This window comes from Devosia oryzisoli (assembly GCF_014837245.1).
Lineage (GTDB): Bacteria > Pseudomonadota > Alphaproteobacteria > Rhizobiales > Devosiaceae > Devosia > Devosia oryzisoli.
Map to the genome: position 1 here is coordinate 840,000 of NZ_JACYFU010000002.1, position 21,786 is coordinate 861,785.

Here is a 21,786-nt window from a genome sequence, read left to right on the forward strand (position 1 = left end):
CAGCCATGGCAATACGACTATTCGATCATGGCCCCCACGCGCTCGATCACAGCACGGACCACCGCCCAGTCCGTCTTGAAGTCAATAGGAACGAAATTAGTGTCGCCGTTGAATTCGGCTTGCAGCTGCTCGGGAAAGGCAAAATCGAAAAAGCAGGCCTTCAGATCCTCAGCCAATTGCGGCTCGAGATCGTGCGCATAGGCGAACGAGGAGGTCGGAAACGGCTGGCTCTCATAGAGGATACGCAATTGACTGCGCTCGATAAGGTCGCGCTCTTGCATGCGCTCAAGGACATCGGAGGCCACGGCAGCCATGTCGTAATCTCCATTGAGTACGCCCAAGATCGATCGATCATGTCCACCTGACATGATGGGATTGTAATCGATCTCCGGTACCAATCCCTGTTCGGGAAACAACGCCCGAGGAGCGAGATTGCCCGAATTGGACATTGGCGTCGCATGCGCCACTCGCCTTCCCTTCAGGTCAGACAAGTGCTGATAGGGCGAATCCGCCCGCACAAGCGCAACCAGTGAATAGCCGCGCATTTTTCTCGCTACGGCTTTGGCGGCGAACGGTATCGCACCGGCCTCATTGACCGCGGCAATCGTGGAGCCGGTGGAAAATCCGGCGAAATGAAGGCGCCCCGAGCGCATTGCCTTAACTTCAGCAGCGCTGGATTCAACGGGGTAGTAGACAATCTGCCGGTTGAGACAGGTCGCTAGATGCTCGGTGAATGGCTTGAACAGCTCGGCATAAACGGCAGGATCCTCGATGGGCGCATAGGCCCACACCAACGTCGGCGGATCGCGCCACCTCTCTTGGTCATCGGGAAGATCGGCAACCAGGTCGCCGTTCCGGTCACAGTAAATCGGATCAAGATCGCCCGTTGCCACACAGCCCGTCGCCTCGCCGGCAGCAACTGTTCCCTGCCCAGCTAACGACAGAATGATCGTAGAGATGGCAATCCGGGCGTCCAAGGCCTTCTCCTCAATCAGTGCCGGCCAATCGTCTTTGCGATTTCGGCCGCCGCTGGTATTGACCTATCCATAGCCAACACTCCCTGTCAGAATGCTGTCGGTCACTGTCCATGCGCGTACTGCTGATAGAAGATACCCTCGATATCGCCGACGCTATTGCCACCAAATTGACTCGGGAAGGCCAAACGGTCACCCATGTCGTGAGCGGCACCCAGGGCGAAGATTACGCATTGGCAGGCAGTCATGACCTGGTCATCCTCGACATCAATCTACCGGGACAAGACGGGTTCGCCGTATTGCGCGCGCTGCGCAGCAGTGGTGCGAGTGTACCCGTTCTGATCATCACCGCCCGGAACCAGGTGGCCGATAAGGTCAGCCTGCTCGATCTGGGTGCCGACGACTACATCGTCAAACCGTTCGATCTTGGCGAACTGGCGGCCCGGGCTCGTGCTCTGATGCGCCGACGGATCGGAGCAGCGACCTCGCTGCTCAAGGTGGGCCAACTGTCAATCGACCTCTCGCGCCGAGCAGCAAGTCTGGAAGGCAAGCCGCTCGAGTTGGGGCGGCGGGAGTTCGATCTTATCCAGGCCCTTGCGGCCGGTCAGGGCAAGCCCCTGAACAAGGAACACATGATAACCGCCCTATTCGGATTCGATGATGTCGGCTCGCTCAATGCGATCGAGCTTCTCGTTTCCCGGCTGCGGCGCAAACTTGAAGGCTCGAATGTCGAGATCGTTACTCAACGCGGCGTCGGCTATCTTCTGCGCGACAAGGGCGTGAGCACATCGTGAGGCGTCCACGTTCGCTTGAAAGCCTGATCGTCCTAAGCACAGCCGTGGTGCTTCTTGTTGTTGGTTTTTTCCTCGTCCTCGCGATCCGCCACAACGCCTCCACGGCAGCCAGCGAGGCATTTGACCGCGTGCTTGAGGCTTCGGCCCTGTCGATCGCCGATACGGTCGCCTATGTGGACGGCGAAGTGACGGTAGACATTCCCTATTCCGCCTTCGCTATTCTAGGCACGTCGCGATTGACACGCATTTTCTATCGCGTTGCTGCGCCCAACGGGGAAGTGGTGACTGGCGAACCCGTGTTGGGGCTGGAACTGGGGCCGTTCAGCGGGCCCGAAATCCGATTCGTCGACAGCACCATGCAAGATGAGCCAATTCGGCTGGCAGCCGTTGGCCGGTATCGGTCCGACGCCACGACCGGCGCTTCGGGCTGGATCACCGTCTTGGTGGGCGAAACGCGAGAGGCGCGCGACCTTCTCACCGGGCAACTCACGGCCAACGCGGTCTTGCCGGCGATGGCCGTCGCAATTTGTGCTTTCGGCATTATCTGGGTCGGCATCCGCGCGGCCTTTTCGCCACTGCGCTCGATCGAGCGCAACCTGTCGCAGCGAACGCCATCAGATCTCGATCCCATCAGCGAAAACCTGCCCCGTGAAATCGCAGCCTTTGCTAGAGCCTTGAACGGCTTCATGGAGCGGCTGGCGTCGACACTCGACGGGCTGCGGCGTGTCACCGCCGACGCTGCCCACCAGTTCCGGACCCCGTTGACGGCGCTGCGGGCGCAGGCAGAACTGGCGCTTGAGGAAACTGATCTGGAGTCCATTCGCCGGCGTTTGCAGAAAATCCACGCAAACGCTGTCACCGCCAGCACGCTGGCCACCCGGCTTCTTGCCGACGCGACCTTGCTCCACGCCATCAAATCGGGCGAAACGCGCCGCTTCGATTTCGGCGCATTGGCAGAGTCGGTTCTTGAGCGCACCAAGGTCGATGCACAGACCGATGGGTCCCAATACGCCATTCCATTCGATCGGCCGGCCACTCCTGTGTGGATCGATGCCGATGCAACCAGCCTGAGCGAAGCAATCAGCAACGTTCTCGACAACGCTTTCCTCTATGGCGGCGGTCCGACCTCTATTGTGCTTACCGTGTCAAACGGGTCTGCTGTACTCAAGATCATCGACCGGGGCCCCGGCATTCCCCAGGACCAGCGCGATATCGTATTCGAGCGGTTTGAGCGCAACTCGCTGTTTCCTGGCGGATCGGGACTCGGGCTTGCGATTGCCAAGGATGTGGTTATCGCGTTGGGCGGAACGATTACTTTGGAAGATCCACCCGATGGCGGCCTGGGCGTGGTGATTCGCGTACCCGTGAGTACCGAAGGCAAGAGGCCGGGCAGCCGCCGGCGCCGCCACAGCGCCTCGGTTCTGACCATACTGGCTGCACTCGTGCTAAGCGGACCATGGGCAGTCCAGCCGGCCAGGGCACAGGCACGAGGTGCATTTTCCATCACGGCGCCATTCTCCCCAGAGCGCTTCAGACCTGTCATAGACGCTCTATCCGCCCGTTTTGGCGAACTTGATTTTGTGTATTATCAGGCTCGCAGCGCACAAGTCGCGGCACGTTTGTCAGCCCGAGCCCCTGTGGACGTCGATCTCGTCCTCATGGCTGCGCCCGACATCGCGGTTTCCATTACCAATCAGGGCTTGGCGGCCCCTCTTGGTATAGCGTCACTCGATATTCAGTCAGGGTCTGAGAGCGCCTGGCGGGGCGAGCTTTTCGCGCTGGCGTTCGACCCGGCGGTTATCCTCGTTTCCAAAGGTTACACCGCCCCGGTCCCAACCACGCGGCTCGACCTTGCTCAGGCCCTCGAAAGCGCTCGGGGTCTTTTTAAGCGGGCCGGCATCGTCAATGTGGGCGTCGATGCAGTCTCTTATGCGCTCGCTTCTCAGGATAGCCTGCGCTCACCGCTCTATTGGCGTTTGGCCGCGGCCTTCGGCTCCTCGCAGGCGCGCATCTACAACACCAGCGCCGAACTGGTCGAGGCCATGGCGGCTGGCGAAATCGACATTGCTTACAATGTACCGATGTCCGATGTCATCGGTGGCGGCTTCACCGCCTCATTTCAAGTCATCATCCCACAAGACTATGTCCTGGGTCTGCCGTGGACCTGCTTCGTGCCGGCAACTTCCGACTCGAGTATGGCCTCTGCAGTCGCGGGCTATCTACTATCGCCAAAAGGCAAGGAGGTCGTATCGAATGTCCTTTGGCGTGTCCATCGTCCGCAAGTTCTAGAGATAGAGGAACAAAAAATCGCCCTTGGGCCTGAGCTGCTGGTTTATTTGGACTCCATCAAGCGCAGCAATTTTCTCGATGCGTGGTTTGAGCTGGTGACGTCTCCCTGAATAGAAAGCTGACAAGCCCACTTCATCCTTCCTCGATGCAGAGTACCCAAACGGCCGGCACCGGTTGGCGCTGACCGGGACCTGCCAGTTCAGAACAAGACGGGATGCTGACTGGGTACACTACTCTGGTGCACTCATCCCTGCCAATTTCGAGCACACCTTCCTAGCCCCGGGCTACCTGGTTGCCAATCTCTTCTGCGATCCGGAGTCCACTGTGGGGCGGATGATCGCCGGCCGGCTCAATGCCAGGGCGAACACGCCGCTCGACGCCGATACGACCAGTGGCCTGGCAGCTGAACTCAAGGAAAGCCTGTTGCATACCCTGCAGACCTGCGGAATGATCATCTGGATCGGCCTCGCAGCAGCGGTCCTGGTCGGGGTTTACAACCTGATGGGCGGCAACCGTTTTGTGGCCAATGCCATCCTCAGCCTCGACGCGCCACCCGTGGTCATCATCATGGTCATGATGCTGATCCTGCTCGTGCTTGGCATGTTCCTCGACTGGATCGGCATCGCGCTCCTCACCCCGCCGATCTTCGTGCCTATCGTAATCCAACTTGGCTACGATCCGATCTGGTTCGGGATCTTGTTCGCAGTGAACATGCAGGTTTTCATACCTGACGCCCCCCTTTGGGCCCGCCGCGTTCTACCTCAAGAGCGTCGCGCCCAGGCAGATCACCCTTAAGCACATCTACACGGCCTTGCTGCCCTTTCATCGGGCTCCAGCTCGTCGTGCTGATGATCATCCTCTTCTTTCCGCCAATTGCCACCTGGGCGACGCAATGATGGGTATAGATGAATACAGGCACATAACTTGCCAGATGACCGAAGTGCTTGACTGGGCGGCCATCCGGCATTTTCGGGAGGTTAACACCACGCATCTTGGTGCAGTCAACGTCAGGGTGCCGTGGTGCCGCGACTTCACCCAGCCTCGCTCGCGAGCCTGCCCAAGTTCAACCCGTTGCAGGGCCAGCTTTCAGAGCTTGCACTTACAGTGTTGCACGGGGGAAACGGGGTCGGTAAGCGCCAGGCAGAAACGCGCCCGTTCCTGCCGTTCAGGCCAGCGTTGGCGGTCGGTTAACGGCACCTACTCCTCGCGGAAGGAGCGAGCAACCTGATCGGTGAAGGGCTTCATGAAGTAGGCCAGAGCTAACTGTTCCTCGGTCTGGATGAAGACTTCGACGGGCATCCCCGGAACGAGTTGCGCACCACCATCGACGCCTCCGGTTATCTCGACTTCGGCATCGTAGAAGCTTTGGCCAGAGGCCTGGTCGAACTGCGCAGCGGCGGCAACCCGGCTGACAACACCCTGCGCTTCTGGCGTCACGCGCTGGTTGAAGGCAGAGAAGCGAAGCGTCGCGTCCTTGCCCACAGTGACCTGATCGATGTCGGTAATGGCGACACGAAATTGGATCCTGAGGTCGGCATCATCGGGCACGATGGTGATCAGCCGCTCGGCCGGCGAAATCACGCCTCCAAGAGTGGAGACGCTGAGGTCGTTGACGATACCCGATACAGGCGCCCGGATGATGACGCGCTCCACGCGCGCCCCGGAGGCCGCGTGCCGTTCCCGGAGCTCGGCGAGCTGGGTATCGACTGCGCGCAGTTCGCGCTGGGCGACCGTGCGACGGTCGCTGTCCATGCCCATGACGCGGAACTTCAGCTCGCCAATGCTGGCGCCCGCCCGCGCGATGGCAGCCTTGACCTCCCCGATCTGCCCTTCAAGGCGCACCGTGTCGCGTTCCACACTGGTGACGCGGCTGGCCTCGACCAATTTGTCAGACGCCAGCGTGCGCAGGCGGCTGCGGTCGGCAGTGGTCAGTTCGAGTTCATGCAGGTTTGCCGCCTGTTGCGCTTCGAGCCCGATGATTTCCTGTTCCAGCTGCCCGATCTGGGAATGGATCTGCTCGTTCTGGGCATTACGATATTCGAGATTGCTCGCGAAAAGCTGTGCTTCCTCGTCGATCTCCTTTTGCCCCTGCGGATAATGGGCAAAAAAGCTTTCGGGAATGCCAATGGAGGTCAGGCCATCCCGTTCGGCCAGCAGACGCAGGCGGCGCGCCTCCAGTTCCATCAGTTGCCCTTCAAGGATGGCGTGCTCGGCGCGCACCTGAGTTTCATCAAGGCGCAGCAGCACCTGTCCGGCGGTGACGCGGTCTCCGACACGAACCGCGATTTCGCGCACGACGCCACCGTCAGGATGCTGCACCACTTTGAGGTCTTCATCGACATGCACGGCGCCTTGACCGATGACAGCGCCCGAAAGCCTGGCGGTGGCTGCCCAGCCGCCGATACCGCCCAGTAGGACGATCGCGAAGAACACGCCCCCGATGACCCTGCCGCGCATGGAGAACCTCGCGGGGTCGCGCCCCTTGCGAACCGAGGACTGGGCATAGGGGCTGGCAGTGTCGATCATGGCCATGGTGGTGGTTCCCTAGTCGCAAAATTTCAGGCGAGATGGTCCGGCGGCGAAAGCTGCACGCCCTGAATGCTGATGGCGATGTCGTTGATGGTGTCGCCGTTGAGATCGGCCATGATGATGGTCCAGTCTTCGTCGTCGATCACCGTGTGGGTCACCTGCAAAGGAACGTCCGAGCGCAGCCAGTCGTCTTCGTCATCATCGTAGATGGTCTTGAACAGGTCGCGCTCCGCATTCCGGGCCTCGCGCGAAAGATCGTAGTCACGAACCCGCACCCGATCCCCGACCACGAAATCAAGGATCTTGTGTACGACCTCATCGCTGAGGCCGGGGTCATGGTCCGTGACCTCGAAAACGAAGGTGTCGCGTCCCCGTCCTCCAGAGACAATCGTGGCCTTGCCACCCACCACGAACAAGTCATCGCCCGCACCACCGACCACTTCCTCCACAGCGGTGAAGCAGTCGACGCCGAGGTCGCCGCCGTAGCTGGTGCCCCCAATCATGTCGACGACCAGGTTTTCCTGTGCCGCCGAGAGGTCGAGCACGTCGTGGCCTGCCCCGCCATCAAGGACGTCATCGCCGGGCCCGGCGGACAGGAGATCGTCGCCTTCGCCACCTTGACCGACGTCGTCCCCGGCTCCGTCAACAACGACATCGTTTCCCGAACCACCGGCAAGTCTGTCATTGCCCTCACTGCCTTCAAGCAGATCGTCGCCCTCGCCGCCATCGAGACGATCATGGCCAGCGCCGCCGATGAGCCGATCGATCCCATCGCCCCCCACAAGAGTATCATCGCCCTCGCCACCATCCAGATGATCGCGTCCAGCCCCTCCCTCGATATAGTCGTCGCCCTGTTCGCCAAGGATGGTGTCGTGTCCCGCCTCGCCAAACAGGCGGTCCTCGCCTTCACCCCCAGAGATGACGTCGTCGCCGCCGCCGCCGAAGATGATGTCATTGCCGGCGCCACCAACGAGAACGTCGTCTCCGGAGCCTCCATTGATGTGATCGTCGCCGCCGCCGCCATCGACGTGATCGTCGCCCGCCAGGGCATCTACGATATCGTCACCCGCGGCCGCAGACACATCATCATCATAAGGGGAAGCCACGATGACGTCGTCGCCGTTGCCGAAGTGATGCTGCATCCGGACAATGTCGAGGCTGGCGCTCTGGGACACCCAGGCCTCGCCATCGGTGACACGGTAGGAGATCGCGATCGGGCCGACCATGCCAGGACGTGTCTGCAACAGCCATCCTTGATCGGTTGCCACAAACTCCGCCCCCTCGACCACGAGGTCGGTCAACCCCAAGGGGTCGCCGTCGGGATCGGACGCCCCCCTGAGCAGATGGACCAGTCCGATCAGCACCGCCTGACCGGCGAAAACGTCATGGAGACGGACCGGCCCCACAACCACCGGCGCGTGATTTGCCGCACGCTCGCCGCCATCGTCGTCGGCGTTCTCGCCCCCCTCACCCACTTCGTCGCTCACCGCATCTGTGCCGCTGCCATCATTTTGGGAAGGGTTGGCAGGATGTGGATCGGGCTTCACCGCGGCTGCGGGCGCGGAAGGCCCCCCGCCCGGAACCGCGGCTTGATGGAAATTGTCGTTGTACGGCGCGGCCATGACGGTCACCGGCACAAACGGGCGCACATTGGGCAGGTAGAATTTTGGCGCCACGAAGTGCAACTGCGGGAACTCCGGCACCTGGAACGGCTCGGGCCACGGGTTGCCCCGCTGGATGCTGCCATGCCTTGGGCTCTCGTCGGCATCTGCTTCTTGCTTCGCCTGGTCACCCGGCACGGCCTGCCCTTCCGCCTGTGCAACGGCGGTCCGGGGAGGGGCGGTGACCGTCTCTTCGGCCTTGCCCACGGATACCTCATCCGGCGTGCGGGCGCTTGCGCCGGTGATGGAGCGGATGTAGCTGGCAATGCCGATAACCATCAGCGCCAGATAGGCTGGCAGGCGCGACAGACGCTCCGCCGTGTTGAATTCGAAGCGCTTTGCTCCCTGCGGTTCGGCTTCGGCCTTTTGCGTCGCTTTGACCTCGATCAGCATGGCGATCACTCCGCGGCCTGCTTTTGCCTGCGGACCGGGGGTGCCGGTTGGGGCGCAGCTCGACCCGCAGCCGGGCCCTGCCCAAGCACCTGCGCCTTTGGACCGAAGGCGGTCAGTTTGCCGCCCTGGATCACCGCCACCAGGTCGACCTGCTCGAGAACGCTGGGGCGGTGCGCCACCACCACCGCAATGCCGCCCCGTCCGCGAATGCCAGCGATGGCGCGGTTAAGGGCCTGTTCGCCCTCGGCGTCGAGAAAGGCATTGGGCTCGTCGAGCACGACGACGAAGGGATCGCCATAAAGGGCCCGCGCCAACCCAATCCGCTGGCGCTGCCCGGCAGAGAGCGCCGTGCCCTGATGGCCCATCTGCGTGTCATAGCCATCAGGGAGGCGCACGATCATGTCATGGATGCCTGCGGCCATGGCCGCGGCGACAACACCCTTGCCGTCGCGACGGGGCGCGAAGCGCGAGATGTTTTCGGCAATGGTCCCGTCCATCAGGGCCACTTCCTGGGGCAAATAGCCCAGATACTGGCCCAGCACCTCCTCCTTCCATTGCGGCAGATCGGCGTTGTCCAGTCGAACGGAGCCGCGCAGTACAGGCCATATCCCCGTCATGGCACGAACCAGCGTCGTCTTGCCGCCGCCGCTGGGCCCGATAATGGCCAGCGCCTCGCCGGCCTTGACCTCGAACGCCACTTCGGAGAGCAGCACCTGGCCGGTTGCGGGCGCGGCCACCGTGATCTTCTCCACCCGCAACGACTTGGTGGGGGGCGGAAGGTCCATCGGTTCGGGGGCGTCAGCCAGAGCCACCATGGTTTCGCGCAGCCGCTTGTAGGCCTGGCGAGCGCCGATCATGCCCTTCCAGTTGCCGATAGCCATGTCGATCGGGGCCAGGGCCCGCGAGGCGGCCACCGACACCGCAATGATGGCACCGGCCGACATCTGTCCCTGGATGGTGAGATAGGCGCCCATGCCCAGAAGGCCAGACTGCAACAGCATGCGCAGCACCCGGGAGATGGCGCTGAATGTACCGGTCACGTCGGTGACCTGGGTCTGGAGCACAAGATGTTCGGTATTTGCCTCGGCATAGCGGCCGACGACGCGTCCCGAAATGCCCATGGCCTTGATGATGTCGGAGTTGCGGGCGTTGGAGTCCGCGATGGCGTTGCGCGCGATATTGGACTGATGGGCCGCACTGGCCAATTTGCGCGACCTGAGCTCGGTCCAGACCGTCAGTAAGGTGAGGACCACTGCCCCGCCCAGGGTCATGGCGCCGAGGACCGGATGAAGGAAATAGACGAAGAGGACATAGAGCGGCACCCATGGCAGGTCGAAAAGGGCCGTCGGACCTTGGCTGCCCATGAAGGTGCGCAGCGTATCCACGTCGCGCCCCCGCTCCAGTGCCTCCGCCGTCGAAAAGCCGAAGCGGGGCATGTCCACGCTGACGCGATGTGCGACGGGGGACAGAATGCGGTCGATGCGCGCGCCGATGCGAACCAGCAACTGCGAACGGATGATGTCGAAGATACCCTGGAACAGGTATAGCCCGGCGGCGAGCACTGACAGCGCCACCAGCGTCGGGATCGAGCCACTGGTCAGGGCCCGGTCGTAGATCTGCAGCATGTAGAACGAGCCGGTGAGGGCGAGAACGTTGATGATGCCGGAAATCCAGAACAGAAACACGCCGATGCCCTTGAACTCGCGCTTGAGCATGGCGTCGTTTCGCTCTTCGGCGAGTGCCTTGGCAGATGCTGGCTTGGCCATGATCGGCCTCCCTTGGCAGGCGAGTGCCCGGCCGGCCTGGACCGGCCGGGCAGCGACCTAGAGGTTGAAATCCGAGGATGTCAGGGTGTGCGTTCCGGTGATCGAGATCTTGAAGTCCGGATCCCCGCCATCGGTGTTGCCGGTTACGACGGTATAGTCCCCGTCCTCCCGCGCCTCGTGCGTCACGGCGATCTCGCCGGCCGCCGGCGCGCCAGTTACGAGGGTGAAGCTGTCTGCTCCCCCCAGCATGCCGGAGACGTCCAGCTTGTCGCCTGCCTCGAAGTTGACAATGGTGTCGCCATTGGCCGCCGCTGCACTGCCGAAGACGAACACATCCTCGCCGGCCCCCCCATCCATGACATTGACCGCATTGCTGGCCACGATCGTGTCGTTCCCCGAACCGGTCGTGACGTTTTCGATGCCGTAAAGCGTGTCGGTGCCGGACTGGGCGCCCGTAACGTGGCCGCGGCCACCGATGCCCGTCCCGAGGTTGACGTGGACCGCCTGGCTGAGCGAGCCAAAATCGAGCGTGTCGGCGCCGGCTCCTCCATCGATCAGGTCGTTGCCATCGTTGATGCGACCGATGAAGTGATCATTGCCTTCGCCACCGAACAGGTCGTCATTGCCATCGCCCCCATCGATCAGATCGTGACCTGCATCGCCCGAGAGCCAGTCATCCCCGGCCTCGCCGTAGAGCATGTCTTCGTCCTCGCCCCCCAGGACATCGTCGTCGCCCTCGCCGCCCCAGACAATGTCGCGACCCGCGCCGGCATCGGCGAAGTCATCGCCTGCGTCGAGGCGCGCCACGTCTGCGCCGGCCCCCGCGATCACGTAGTCGACCCCCGCAAGGCCGAAGATGAGGTCGTTGCCCGAGGTTCCGATGAGGACGTCGCCTGAGGCCGTTCCCGCGATGGGTTGGCTCATGCTTCCGGCTCCGGCCCCGACTGGGGCAGCAGCACCATCATTGCCGTGCTGACCGTCGTCGTCGTCGTGATCGTCATCGTCGCACAGGTCATCATCTTCGGGGTGCAGGACGACTTCCGTCGTGAGGTCGAAGTCGCCGGCATAGGAGACGTGATGCGTGCCATCGGACAGAGTGGAGAGGCCGGTGGTTCCGTCAAAGGTGCGCACGAAAGCTGCCGGGTCGCTGCCGCTCGGCAGCTCGACCACATCCTGTGGTCGCAGTGTTCCGATGATGGTGTCGCTGCCACCATTCGAGCGGAAGACGATGCGGTGCGCAGAGGTCAGTGCCGAGATGTCGATGGTGTCGTTGCCATCCGTGCCATCGATGGTGATGGTGCTGTAGTTGAGGCTCGTGGTGTCGAAGTTGCCGATCACCTCGATCGTGTCGCCGCTATTTGTCCCACCGTCAGGCGCCCCATTGCCGTTGTCGGCGGAAACCGCGAGCGTGTTGACTTCGATCTCCTCAATGTCATCGAGCTCTGCGATCACCGTCTCAACGCCGTTGACGGTGCGGGTGATGACGATTTCCGTGGAGCCGCGGAAGGTTGTCGCCAACGCAGTTCCCAGGCCGGCATTCTGGCCATTCGTGACCGCGTAGATGCGGAAGAGTTCCGCTCCGTTGACACCGCTCAGGCGATAGGTGTCGGTGCCGGCGCCGCCATCGACGACGTCCCGACCCTGGGTGCTGGTCTGTTCAATGACGTCATCGCCGTCATTGCCGAGAATGACGTCGTTGCCGCCGCCACCATTGATAACATTGCCGAGATTGTTGCCGATCAGGATGTTGCTGCTGCCGTTGCCGCTCAGCGTGCCATTCGTGTCGTATGCCAACGTTGCCGTGGCCGAGTCGGAGTTGCTGCCGGTCGCGGTGTAGCGGAACGATCCACCGGCGCCACCACCAAACCCAGTGACGGGATCGGTGAAGCTGACCTGGCCATCGGCCCGCATGAAGCCGGAGAGGCCATTGACGTTGTCCGTTGCGGTGACACTGATTGCGCTATCCAGATCGACATCGTTGTTCAGCAGTGCCCACTCAGGCACGGTGATCGCAGCGCCGCGGGCAATGTTGGTGACAATGCTGTCTGCCGACGCGCTGGTCGGATCCTCGACGGGAGTTATGGTGACCGTGTGGGTCGCCGGGGCGCTGTCGAGGTCGCCATCGCTGACGGTGACCTGGATCACGCGAGGCGTGGTCGAGGGGTTATCCGACGTATTGCGGAAGGTAACCGCCTGCACCGCGGCCTGATAGGCTTCAAGGCTGGCCTCGCCGGTCAAGGTGACGGTGATGGTGTCGGCAGTAGATGTCACCGAGCCGGTCACGCCAGCCGGCAGCGTGCCGACTGCCAGCGCGTCGCCGGCTGCAGCGTTGGTGAGAACGACGCGAGCGGACGCCAGAACCGCGCCATTATCGGAGATGACCGGTTCCGATGCCACGGAGATGGCCGCCTTGCCTTCCTCGAAAGTGGAGGCAAGGTTGATATTGGGTGGGGTGAGTGCAGTGGTGCCGTTCGCCGAAATGACGAGATTGTCCACGCTGAAACGTTCGGTATTGAGCTCGAAAAGACCATCCCGATCAGGCGTTCCCTCAAGCCGGAAGCGGATGGCCACATTGGAGCCAAAGCCCGAACCGCGAGGCAGGTTGATGGACTGGTTTCCGCCATTGTCCCCCGTGAAGGTCGCCAACGTGACGAAGTTGGCACCGTCTGCAGCGTATTCAAAATGCAGCCGCTCATCGTCGTTGCCGAGTTGAATGAAGCCGAGAAAGACGTCCGAGTTCTGCGAAATGTTCTGATCGGACACGGTGAAGGTGACAGCGGCAGACGTCATCCCGGTCAGGTCCAGGGATCGGGTCAGGGTCGCGCCATCGGATGCGCCTGGGTTAAAGCGCAGTTCGTTGCTGTTGTTCTGGTCAATCTGGACATTGCCTGCCGTTACGGAATCCGCCCCGTCGCCTGCTTCGGCCCATGCGGTACTGAAGACGGACGGGCCATTATCGTTGGCGTTGGACGCGGCATTGAAATTGTCAGCAAAGACCTTGGTTACGGTATCAAAGCCGTCCAGCGCGACAGCCGGGGCGGAATTGCGGAGGTCCACGGTCTGGTCCCTGAACTGCAGCAGTTCCACATTGAACAGGCGATCAACGCCTTCATTGCCCAGCGCACGTCCCGACAATGTGTCCAAGGGGGCTTCACCGGTGGTGATGTGCGCCACCGTGACGCTGCCGTCGGCGTTGCGGGTGATCTGGTAGTTTTCGAAGACGTCCCAGTAGACGGCGGTGTCGACATCGCCTTCCTGGCCACCGTCCCGAATTTCTCGCATCGCTTCGAGCTGCGACGGTTTGATGTCGCGGGAGAACATCAGCGCTTCAAGGGTCTTGCCGCCAAACAGGGTGGCACCGCTTACAGCGTCGAGCACCTGGGAGGTCAAGGAGCGCGCGGTAGCGAAGACGCTGCCCGCCGAGTCTCTGATCGCGATATAGACATCGAGCCATTTGTCGCCATCGATGATGTCATTGCCGGCCATGCCGCGGAGTGTGTCCGAGCCGCCGCCACCCAGCAGAATGTCGGACCCGTCGGAGGTATCCATCACCCCAACAAGCTTTTCCTTGGAGGGATCAATAACCTCGAAGGTGACCGCACCTCCGTCCTCGCCCTGCACGCCCAGCAGGTTGTTGGGATTCCACACATCGAAGCGCTCGAGGTGGTCGACCAGTTCGCGCAGGCCCTTGATCAGGTCCAGGTTCTTTTCGAGCAGAACATTGGAGAAGCTTTCGATGGGCGCGTCGGCATCGACCTGAGTGGCGTTCCCGTTGGCATCGTAGGCGCCGATGACGAACTCGCGGCCGGTCAGCTTGTCGTTCTGGTTCCAGCCGGAAAGACCTTCCACCAGGTCGTAGCGGTCACGCAGGATATTGTTCTGCTGGTTGACGAAGATGCTGACGTTCATGTCGGCATCGGCGCCATAAGCATTGTCCTTGAACGTCACCCAATCGAAGCCGGCCATGCCGTTATTGCGGTTGATGCCGATGCCTTGAACCATGACGTCGTCGCCGGACTCGGCGTCGAAGTCGGTGTCGTTCTCCCCAGAAAGCATGATGTCATGGCCGATGATCCGGGAATTGAAAAAGAGCTCGGAATTGTCTCCGGTCAGGGTCGTCATGTTGCCCTGACCCTCCATCCAGTCATCGCCTTCATTGCCGAAGATAGTGCCGCCGCCCCCCGAGGCAGCGCGAATGAAGTCGTCGCCTGTGCCACCGAACAGACTCTTGGCTTCCGAACCACCGGACAGCACATCCTTACCCGCGCCGCCGAACACCAGATCAAGGCCCATGCCGCCATTGATGACGTCATCGCCCGCTTCGCCCTTGAGGACGTCCGCATCGCCGATGTCGGTGCCGCTATCGGTGATGATGTCGTCGCCGGCACCGCCATGGATATGGTCGACACCGAAACCGCCCTCTATGCGATCATTGCCGCCTTCGCCCCAAACGGTATCGTCACCGGCGCCGGCGATAATGGTGTCGTCTTCATTGGTGCCGCCAATGACGACATGTTCGCCACCGAGGTATCTGATGTGGTCAATGTCTCCATCGTTGTCGCTGTCGATGCGGACAACCAGGGAATCCTGCCCCGTCAGAGCTGAAAGCACATCGCCCGGGCGGCTCGGGTCGTCACTGCCCAGGCCGGGGTTGTACTGCCTCGCCTGGTTCATCTCGATGATGTAGTCCGCCGTCTGGAAGGCCGCGCCGTTGATGTGCAGGCCGGTATCACCGGTATCGGTGTTGCGGCGGATCACGTCGGCAAAGCTGTCGCCTTCGAGTTCGGTGAGCAGGTTCATGCCTTGCGTGCGGCTCAGATAGTACATCCGGTCGCCGTTCTGCAGCTTTTCGATCTGCAGCTCGAAGACGAAGGTGAAAGTGGAGCCGAGCATGCCCCCGAAAGGCATGAGCGCTTCCGCCAGGCCACCGATCCAGAAATCGACGGCGTTAAGGCCGCCCAATGTCGGATCGTCGGCCCATGTGCCTGTGGCATTGAGGAAGGCGAGCCGCTCGTCCCGTTGCGCCGTTGTCTCCCCTTCGGCACCGAACACCAGGTTCCAGGCGGCCTCGCGCTTCTCCTCAACGGTGTCGGCCGCTAGAATTGTTGCATGCGTGCCGTAGGCGGCGATGAAATTGACGATGGAGAGGGGGTTCTTGATGTTCTGGGCGAAATCGGTCCAGCTCGAATAGGGCTTGAGGTAGCTGTCGTGTGTCTGGTCGAAAATCTGACGGCGCGCCTCGTTGAGCGAGGGAACGCCAGTTTCGCGTGCACGGGTCAGGTTGATGGTGGCGAGATCGAGCGGCAGCCCCACGAGGTTGTTGCGCAGGGCGTCAGTAACGAACTCGTCGATTTCGTTGCCGGCCTGCCGGGTCATGCCGCGCAGTACGGCCCCGGCCGCTTGCTGCGCCGTCACGCCCTGCTGGTCGAACATGACCGGGTTGAGGAAGGCGTCCATCAGTTTTTCGGCGTGGGCATCGGGTGCGCCGCCGGTCAGCGACAGGATGTCCACGTTCTCGTTGAGCATCGAATGCCCGAAGCGGTAGACGACCTGGGCAAATTCCTCGAAGATCGCCCCCTCTATTTCGACCGAGTTGGAAAACACGAACGTGTCGATCTGGGGCGCGATGGCCCGGACGAACTCTTCAAAAATCAGGTGCTGGTACACCATCTCCGTCGAGAAGCGCGCTGCCTGGAACAGGCGCTCGCCATCCCACACCAGGGTTGAGACGTCTGCCGGGACCTCGGTGACGTCGACCAGCAACCACTCGTTGAGGAAAGCGATGTCGCCGCCCTCGAGCAGGCCATGCTTGATCTCTTCGACCTGCCGATTGTGTTCGCCGTGGAAGATCGTATGGACCGCCGTGAGCGCAATATTCTCATTACCCCGGCCATCCCCGACGATGAAATGGCGGTCGAGCAGTTCATTGTCATAGGTGGAGACGCCGCCGAACGCGTTGGCCGCCGCCTGAGCGTTGCCCGTTTCGGTATCGGCGTCAGCGGTCTGGACCCCACAGGTCACAGCACCGGTCTGCATGTTGCGATCGATGACGTATTGCCCGGGCGCAGCGGTGTGGGCAATGTCGTTGAGAAACGCGCGCCCGGCGGGCAGTGCCTGCATGGCGTCTATGGCACTGCCCAGGATCCCTTCTACGGCGCCATCGGGTGTGACGAGTTGCGGAAGACCATTGGCGCCGCGGACAAATTCGCCATAGAGGTCGGTCAGCACGGCGGGTACGGCATGGACGTTGAGGTCGCTGAGCTCGATGCCCAGCTTCTCGCGCGCCTGGTTCTTGATATCCGCCCAGGTGGGCGGGCCACCAGCCGCGCCCTCCAGCATGTGGCCCGTGGCGATGGGCTTTCCATCCACCATTATGTATTCGCGCAGGAAGACCTGGTGCGAGGCATTGGAGGTATAGACCTGGTTGAGGTCGGTCCAGGGCGTGGTCTCGTTGCGGTGCTCACGGATGTCGTCGATGTTGCCGAGGATGCCGTCAGGCCCCGGATCGTTCGTGGCGCGGGTAAGCACCATGAAGTTGGTGGGGCTGCCCTGCACGTAGAGCGGGTCGTCGGGCATCAGGGGGACATAGACGGTGCCCGAGCCGCCTTTGGCGGTCAGGTCGAGGCCGTGATCGAAGAACTGGCCAAAGATGGTCATGAACCCATTGAACGAGGCAGTATCTCCCAGGTCGGCAGCGATGTTCTTGATGAACACATTGTCGCCGTCCATGCTGACGCCGTGGGTAGTCAGTTCATCAATAACGGCCTGTGCGGCTGCGTCAGCAACAGCCTGGGCCTCGGACGTGGCTGCTTCGCCCGTGGATATCCCATCGCGCGCCGCGACAGCGTCATCGAGTGCAGTCTGTGCTGCATCCAGCGCAGCGCTGGCGACGGATAGTCCGACGTCAGCATCGGCCAACGCCGCTTGGGCCTGGGCAAGCCCGGCCGCGGCGGTGTCGACAGCGCTCTCGAGGGCCGACTGGGTTTGAAGAGCGCTCTGCAAGCTTGCTACGGCGGCTGAATGAGAGGCTTGGGCCAGGACGACGGCCTCGTCCGCATCCTCATCCTGCTCGAACTTGACGGCATAGTCCGCCGCAGCCGCTTCGCGCGCATCCACGGCGGCGAAATAGGCGGCAGCGTTCTGAGGAGAATTGTCGGCCTGGAAGGCGCTCAGTGCCTGTGCTTCGACCTGCTGGGCCGACGCCAAGGTCGCGAAGGCCAGGACGTACGCCGCCTGCGTTTGCTGTGCGGTGTTCTGTGCCGCCTGCAATGCAGCGAGCGCGCTATCCGCTGCAACCTGCGCGGCTCCAACCAAAGGTGCGTGAGCCGCCAGGTTGGCATTGGCAGTGTCCAGCGCCGCCTGGGCATCGATGAACGCCTGCGTGGCTTGGGCCTGTGCGGTAGCGGCCGTATCAGCGGCAGCAATGGCGGCCTGAAGATCGACCTCAGCCCCATCGACCACGAGTTGGGCGGCCTCCAGCGCTGCCTCGGCAGCGGCCGCCGCGCCTGTCACCGCCGCCTGCGCCGTTTGCGCAGCCACCTGGAGCGCCATGATGTCACGCACAATGGCCAGAGACTCGGCCCCTGTGATGCCCACAGACGCGAGCGCCGCAGCGATGGCCGCGGGATTGCTCAGAGTCTGATCGGCGACAAGATTGGAAATGATGCGCGGTTGGCTGTCATAGACGCTGCCCGAGTAGGACTCGTAGCTCGTTGGCGCACCGGTGCGGGGGTTTGCCTCGGCGGGGGCCCAACTCATGTCGAGCAGGCGCGTCATCGGCACATCGGATGCGCCCGAATAGGTATAGCCGGGCATGAAGTTGTTGAAGGCGCCGTCCACCGTGCGCAGCCCGGTCGGCATGAGGGGGCTCGAGATAAGTTGCGAAAGCGCCTCGGCCGGATCCATGCCCTGGTTGATCAAGCGCGTGTGCTCTTCGGCAAGCTTGATCTGCTTCAGGATGTGTTCCAGATCGCCTTTGATCAGAGTGACCATTTTCAGCCCCCAATTGCTGCCCCACGGGGGGCCTGATTGTGCATTGGAGCAAGAATGGCCAGGAAAGGTCACCGCACGTAATGTCGGAAGGTCTGACGATTTTATCGACCAAAGACTCGCGGTTACCTTGACCTTGGTCCAGTGTTTTGCGGTGACGGATCGACGTGGCGCGACTGGAAGGGCCTCGCCAGGGCGGCGTCCCCAGAAGTTTCGAATGTTGCACGGAAATGGAGGAGGAGGCCGCGCTTCGGTCAGGCGTCCAGGCTGTGCTGCGCGGCCAGGACGACTTCGACACGATTGCGGGCATTTAGCTTGACCATCAAATTGGTCATGTAGTGCTTCACCGTCTTCTCGCTCAGCTTGAGGCTTTCGGCGATTTCCCGGTTGGTGCGGGCGTGCATCAACTGGCCTACGATCTGCCGTTCACGCAGGTTCAGGCGCACCGAGGCACTGACTTCACGAGCCCGGTCCCGGCGGCGCAACTCCATAAGCACCTCTGCCGCGTACTGGCGAGCCACATACATCTGTCCCGATGTCACGGCGTCGATGGCCTCGATGACCTCGCTGCACGGGCCTCCCTTGAGAACGAAACCCATGGCACCGGCGTCGAGCGCCTTCACGGCCGAATCCACGCTGGAAAAAGCGGTGATGATGATGACGCGCGTGTCCGGATAGGTCAGGACGATACGCTCAATGGTACCCACAACATCGCCGGGCATGCTGAAATCCATCAGCAACACTTCAGGCGATGACTGCTGCACAGTCAGCATGGCGCCCGCCGCATCTGATGCCTCTCCGACGAGAAGCAGCTGAGCGCAATCGCCGATCAGCTCGGACATGCCTCGCAGCATCAGGGGGTGATCGTCTGCTATGGCAACTCTTATCTTGTCCCGCACAGTCTAACTCCCGACATCTAGAGACGCCGCTCAACTTCCGACGATAGAGCTTGATTAACATGACGTAAACATTGATGATCGGACGGAGCAGAAATTTGATTAATTCCCGGCTCAGAAGCCGGACCAAAGTCTAGTTACCGCATATCTTTCTTCATCTACGAACTGACAAGATTATATTTCTACCTCTGCGCCCAGCGCCCCGGCAGATGTGCACAGGCCTCTGTCTCGGAGTGGCCCGTCGTAACGGATAGGCCACGCAACTCATCGGGAGCCAGTAAATGCCAAATCTTAGTCAGGGAGGCTGGGCATTAACTTTGCCAATTCACCTTTCTGCCGAACGGCGCTGGCGGTGATCCCCCAATCTGGCAGATTTAGGGGCTAGCGAACGGCCAGGAGACTTTCGTGTACTTGCACTCCATAGCCCGGTGGTGGCGCAAGCAGAACCTGACGGTCCAGTTCGTGATCTCGGCATGCGTGGTCATGATCGCCGCAACCATCCCCACCGGGCTGCTCATCGGCGACCTTGCTGAGAAGAATGCTCTCTACCATCGTGCCGCGGCCACGGCCCTGTTCATGGACAACGTCGTGGCGCCCTATCTCCAGTCGCCCGCCGGAGGGGCATACAGCGCATCCGAACTCGAACAGATCGACGTGGTGCTCAACAAGCCAAGCCTGATGGACCGCATCCCCCACTTCGAGGTCTGGCAGCGCGATGGCACCATACTCTATTCCAGGTCCAGGCCACTTGTGGGGGTGACCTTCCCCCTGCCCGCGCCCGCTGCGCGCGCTTTTGAAGGCGAGGTCGAAGTCTCCATCGCCGATCTCGGAGCCGGGGAGCATCAGTCGCGGGGCTTCAAGACCCGATATCTCGAAATTTATGCGCCACTGCACGAGCTCGGCACCGGGCGCATCCTTGCCGTCATGGAACTCCATGAAGACGTAGAGGTGTTCGCGGCGACCGCCCATCAGGTGCGGATGAAAACCTGGTTGGTCGTTCTGGCAGCCATGGCTGCGCTATTCGGATGCATGTTCCTGATCGTCAGACGAGGCGCACGCACCATCGACTTGCAGACTGCCGAACTGTCGCGACAGCTGGAAACCACCCACCGGCTCGCCGAGCGCAATGCGGAATTGCACGGCAAGGCTGTTGAGTCGGCCAAGCTGAGAGTGCAGCTGCACGAAAACTTATTGCGCTCGTTTGGCGCCGATCTGCACGACGGCCCTGCCCAGCTTCTGGCCTATGCGAGCCTCAAGGTGGAGTCGGCGCGTCGCGCCCGAAACAAGGTAACCAGGGACGCACAGCTTGCAGACCTCGAGGTCAAGCTGAGAGAAGCTCAGGATGACATTCGTGACATGGCATCTGGCCTTGTACTTCCGGAGATCGACCAGTTGAGTCTGGACACCGTCGTTGAGGAGGCTCTTTCCTTCAGCGAGCGGCGGTTCGGAGTGTCGGCCCAGCTGGTGATGGAGAATTTGAAGGTCTCATGCTCCCGTGATCACAAGATGTGCCTGTATCGCTTTCTCCAAGAGGGGCTGAACAACGTCTGGAACCACGGCACCTCGGAGGCGACCTTCGTGACCGTCGAGTTGAGGGAGCACAATCTGTTCGCAACCGTACGCAACCGCGTGGCCGCCGCAGACAGAGCCAGACGAGCCCGTCGGGGACTGGGCGTGACGGCGCTCAAAGTGAGGGCCGAGAGCCTTGGCGGCAGTGTTTCGCTGGCCATTTCGCACCATGTCGCGGAACTGCGGCTGGTCCTGCCGCTGCGGGAGGACGTTGATGCGTAGCTCTACGAGGATTGTCGTTGTTGACGACCACCCCGTCTTTCGGGCCGGACTGGTCCAGTTGCTGCGAATCGAGCCCAGCTTCGACATCGTGGCCGAGGGGGGCTCTGTCCAGGAAGCTGTTGATCTGGCGCGTGATCTTCAGCCGGATCTGCTGCTGCTTGACCTCAGCATGGAGCAGAGCGGACTCGAAGCCATTGGTCGGATCGATGATGTCGCGGCCAAGACCAAGGTCATCATCCTCACTGCTTCGGATGCCGCCTTTGATGTGCAGACAGCACTCGACCGAGGAGTCTCGGGCTATCTGTTGAAGGGCTCGACAGGTGCCGAAATTCTTGATGCCGTCTCCCTGGTCTCGAAGGGCACCAACTTCGTGTCACCGCGCGCCATGAGCCGGGCAATCCTGGCGGCAAGAGACGGCGCCGCCGGCGCTGACGCACGGCTGTCCAGCCTCTCGCCGCGTGAGCGGACCGTTCTGGAAATGATGGCGTCCGGGCTGAGCAACCGGGAAATCGGGACCAAGCTCGGTATCGGAGAGAAGTCCGTCAAGTTCCATGTCACCAACATTTTTTCAAAGCTGGGCGTTCGTAATCGTGTGGAGGCCGTCATCGCCTACAACGGCACTGCCGCCTCAGGTGGTGCGGCGCGCCAATGAAGACGGGCGGCCGCTGCTGCCCCACTGCGCTGGAGTTGTTCATGCACCCGGA

Annotated in this window: 11 protein-coding genes; 5 read left to right on the forward strand and 6 right to left on the reverse strand. The window is 61.8% G+C overall.

The features are described from left to right. Window positions 1-17 precede the first annotated feature (17 nt). The gene (gene phnD, locus IC608_RS10665; protein WP_191775157.1) at window positions 18-977 is read right to left on the reverse strand and encodes a phosphate/phosphite/phosphonate ABC transporter substrate-binding protein; all 960 of its coding nucleotides are present in this window, start codon (window positions 975-977) and stop codon (window positions 18-20) included. A gap of 110 nt (window positions 978-1,087) precedes the next feature. Between phnD and IC608_RS10670 the strand changes: the two genes are divergently transcribed. From IC608_RS10670 to IC608_RS18115, 3 genes are all read left to right on the forward strand, one after another. Next, window positions 1,088-1,768 carry a response regulator transcription factor gene (locus IC608_RS10670; protein ID WP_191775159.1) on the forward strand — a complete coding sequence of 227 codons (681 nt, stop codon included), beginning with the start codon at window positions 1,088-1,090 and terminating at the stop codon, window positions 1,766-1,768. Between the two features lie 44 nt (window positions 1,769-1,812). Next, complete coding sequence (locus IC608_RS10675) at window positions 1,813-4,167, forward strand: sensor histidine kinase N-terminal domain-containing protein (RefSeq protein ID WP_191775161.1); 2,355 nt, start codon at window positions 1,813-1,815, stop codon at window positions 4,165-4,167. Between the two features lie 64 nt (window positions 4,168-4,231). Further along, window positions 4,232-4,852 carry a TRAP transporter large permease subunit gene (locus IC608_RS18115; RefSeq protein ID WP_248306286.1) on the forward strand — a complete coding sequence of 207 codons (621 nt, stop codon included), beginning with the start codon at window positions 4,232-4,234 and terminating at the stop codon, window positions 4,850-4,852. 402 nt (window positions 4,853-5,254) lie between these two features. Here IC608_RS18115 and IC608_RS10685 read toward each other — a convergent pair whose 3' ends face one another. The 5 genes from IC608_RS10685 to IC608_RS18465 all read right to left on the reverse strand — a co-directional run bounded on the left by IC608_RS10685 (window position 5,255) and on the right by IC608_RS18465 (window position 19,294). After that, window positions 5,255-6,589 (reverse strand): HlyD family type I secretion periplasmic adaptor subunit, encoded by a 1,335-nt coding sequence (locus IC608_RS10685; RefSeq protein WP_191775163.1) that lies wholly within the window; start codon window positions 6,587-6,589, stop codon window positions 5,255-5,257. 26 nt (window positions 6,590-6,615) lie between these two features. Further along, window positions 6,616-8,640 (reverse strand): cadherin-like domain-containing protein, encoded by a 2,025-nt coding sequence (locus IC608_RS10690; protein ID WP_191775165.1) that lies wholly within the window; start codon window positions 8,638-8,640, stop codon window positions 6,616-6,618. A gap of 5 nt (window positions 8,641-8,645) precedes the next feature. Continuing rightward, complete coding sequence (locus IC608_RS10695) at window positions 8,646-10,406, reverse strand: type I secretion system permease/ATPase (protein ID WP_191775166.1); 1,761 nt, start codon at window positions 10,404-10,406, stop codon at window positions 8,646-8,648. Between the two features lie 57 nt (window positions 10,407-10,463). Beyond that, a complete protein-coding gene (locus IC608_RS10700) occupies window positions 10,464-18,398 on the reverse strand; it encodes a peroxidase family protein (protein ID WP_191775169.1) in 7,935 nt (2,644 codons plus the stop codon). 251 nt (window positions 18,399-18,649) lie between these two features. Beyond that, window positions 18,650-19,294, reverse strand: coding sequence for a response regulator (locus tag IC608_RS18465; RefSeq protein WP_345890880.1), 645 nt, complete (start codon window positions 19,292-19,294; stop codon window positions 18,650-18,652). Window positions 19,295-19,696: 402 nt separating this feature from the next. On the opposite strand from IC608_RS18465, the gene IC608_RS10710 reads away from it, so the two are divergent. Both IC608_RS10710 and IC608_RS10715 read left to right on the forward strand, forming a co-directional pair. Further along, window positions 19,697-21,082 carry a histidine kinase gene (locus IC608_RS10710; protein ID WP_191775172.1) on the forward strand — a complete coding sequence of 462 codons (1,386 nt, stop codon included), beginning with the start codon at window positions 19,697-19,699 and terminating at the stop codon, window positions 21,080-21,082. Next, entirely contained in the window at window positions 21,075-21,734 is a 660-nt protein-coding gene (locus IC608_RS10715; RefSeq protein ID WP_191775174.1) for a LuxR C-terminal-related transcriptional regulator, read from the forward strand. The genes IC608_RS10710 and IC608_RS10715 overlap by 8 nt, the downstream gene beginning before the upstream one ends. Window positions 21,735-21,786: the final 52 nt, after the last annotated feature.

Bases quoted from the DNA above. Each gene is read 5' to 3' on its own strand.
- IC608_RS10715 (WP_191775174.1), top strand. From the start codon at position 21,075: ATGCGTAGCTCTACGAGGATTGTCGTTGTTGACGACCACCCCGTCTTT.
- IC608_RS10670 (WP_191775159.1), top strand. From the start codon at position 1,088: ATGCGCGTACTGCTGATAGAAGATACCCTCGATATCGCCGACGCTATT.
- IC608_RS10685 (WP_191775163.1), bottom strand. From the start codon at position 6,589: ATGGCCATGATCGACACTGCCAGCCCCTATGCCCAGTCCTCGGTTCGC.
- IC608_RS10690 (WP_191775165.1), bottom strand. From the start codon at position 8,640: ATGCTGATCGAGGTCAAAGCGACGCAAAAGGCCGAAGCCGAACCGCAG.
- IC608_RS10700 (WP_191775169.1), bottom strand. From the start codon at position 18,398: ATGGTCACTCTGATCAAAGGCGATCTGGAACACATCCTGAAGCAGATC.
- IC608_RS10695 (WP_191775166.1), bottom strand. From the start codon at position 10,406: ATGGCCAAGCCAGCATCTGCCAAGGCACTCGCCGAAGAGCGAAACGAC.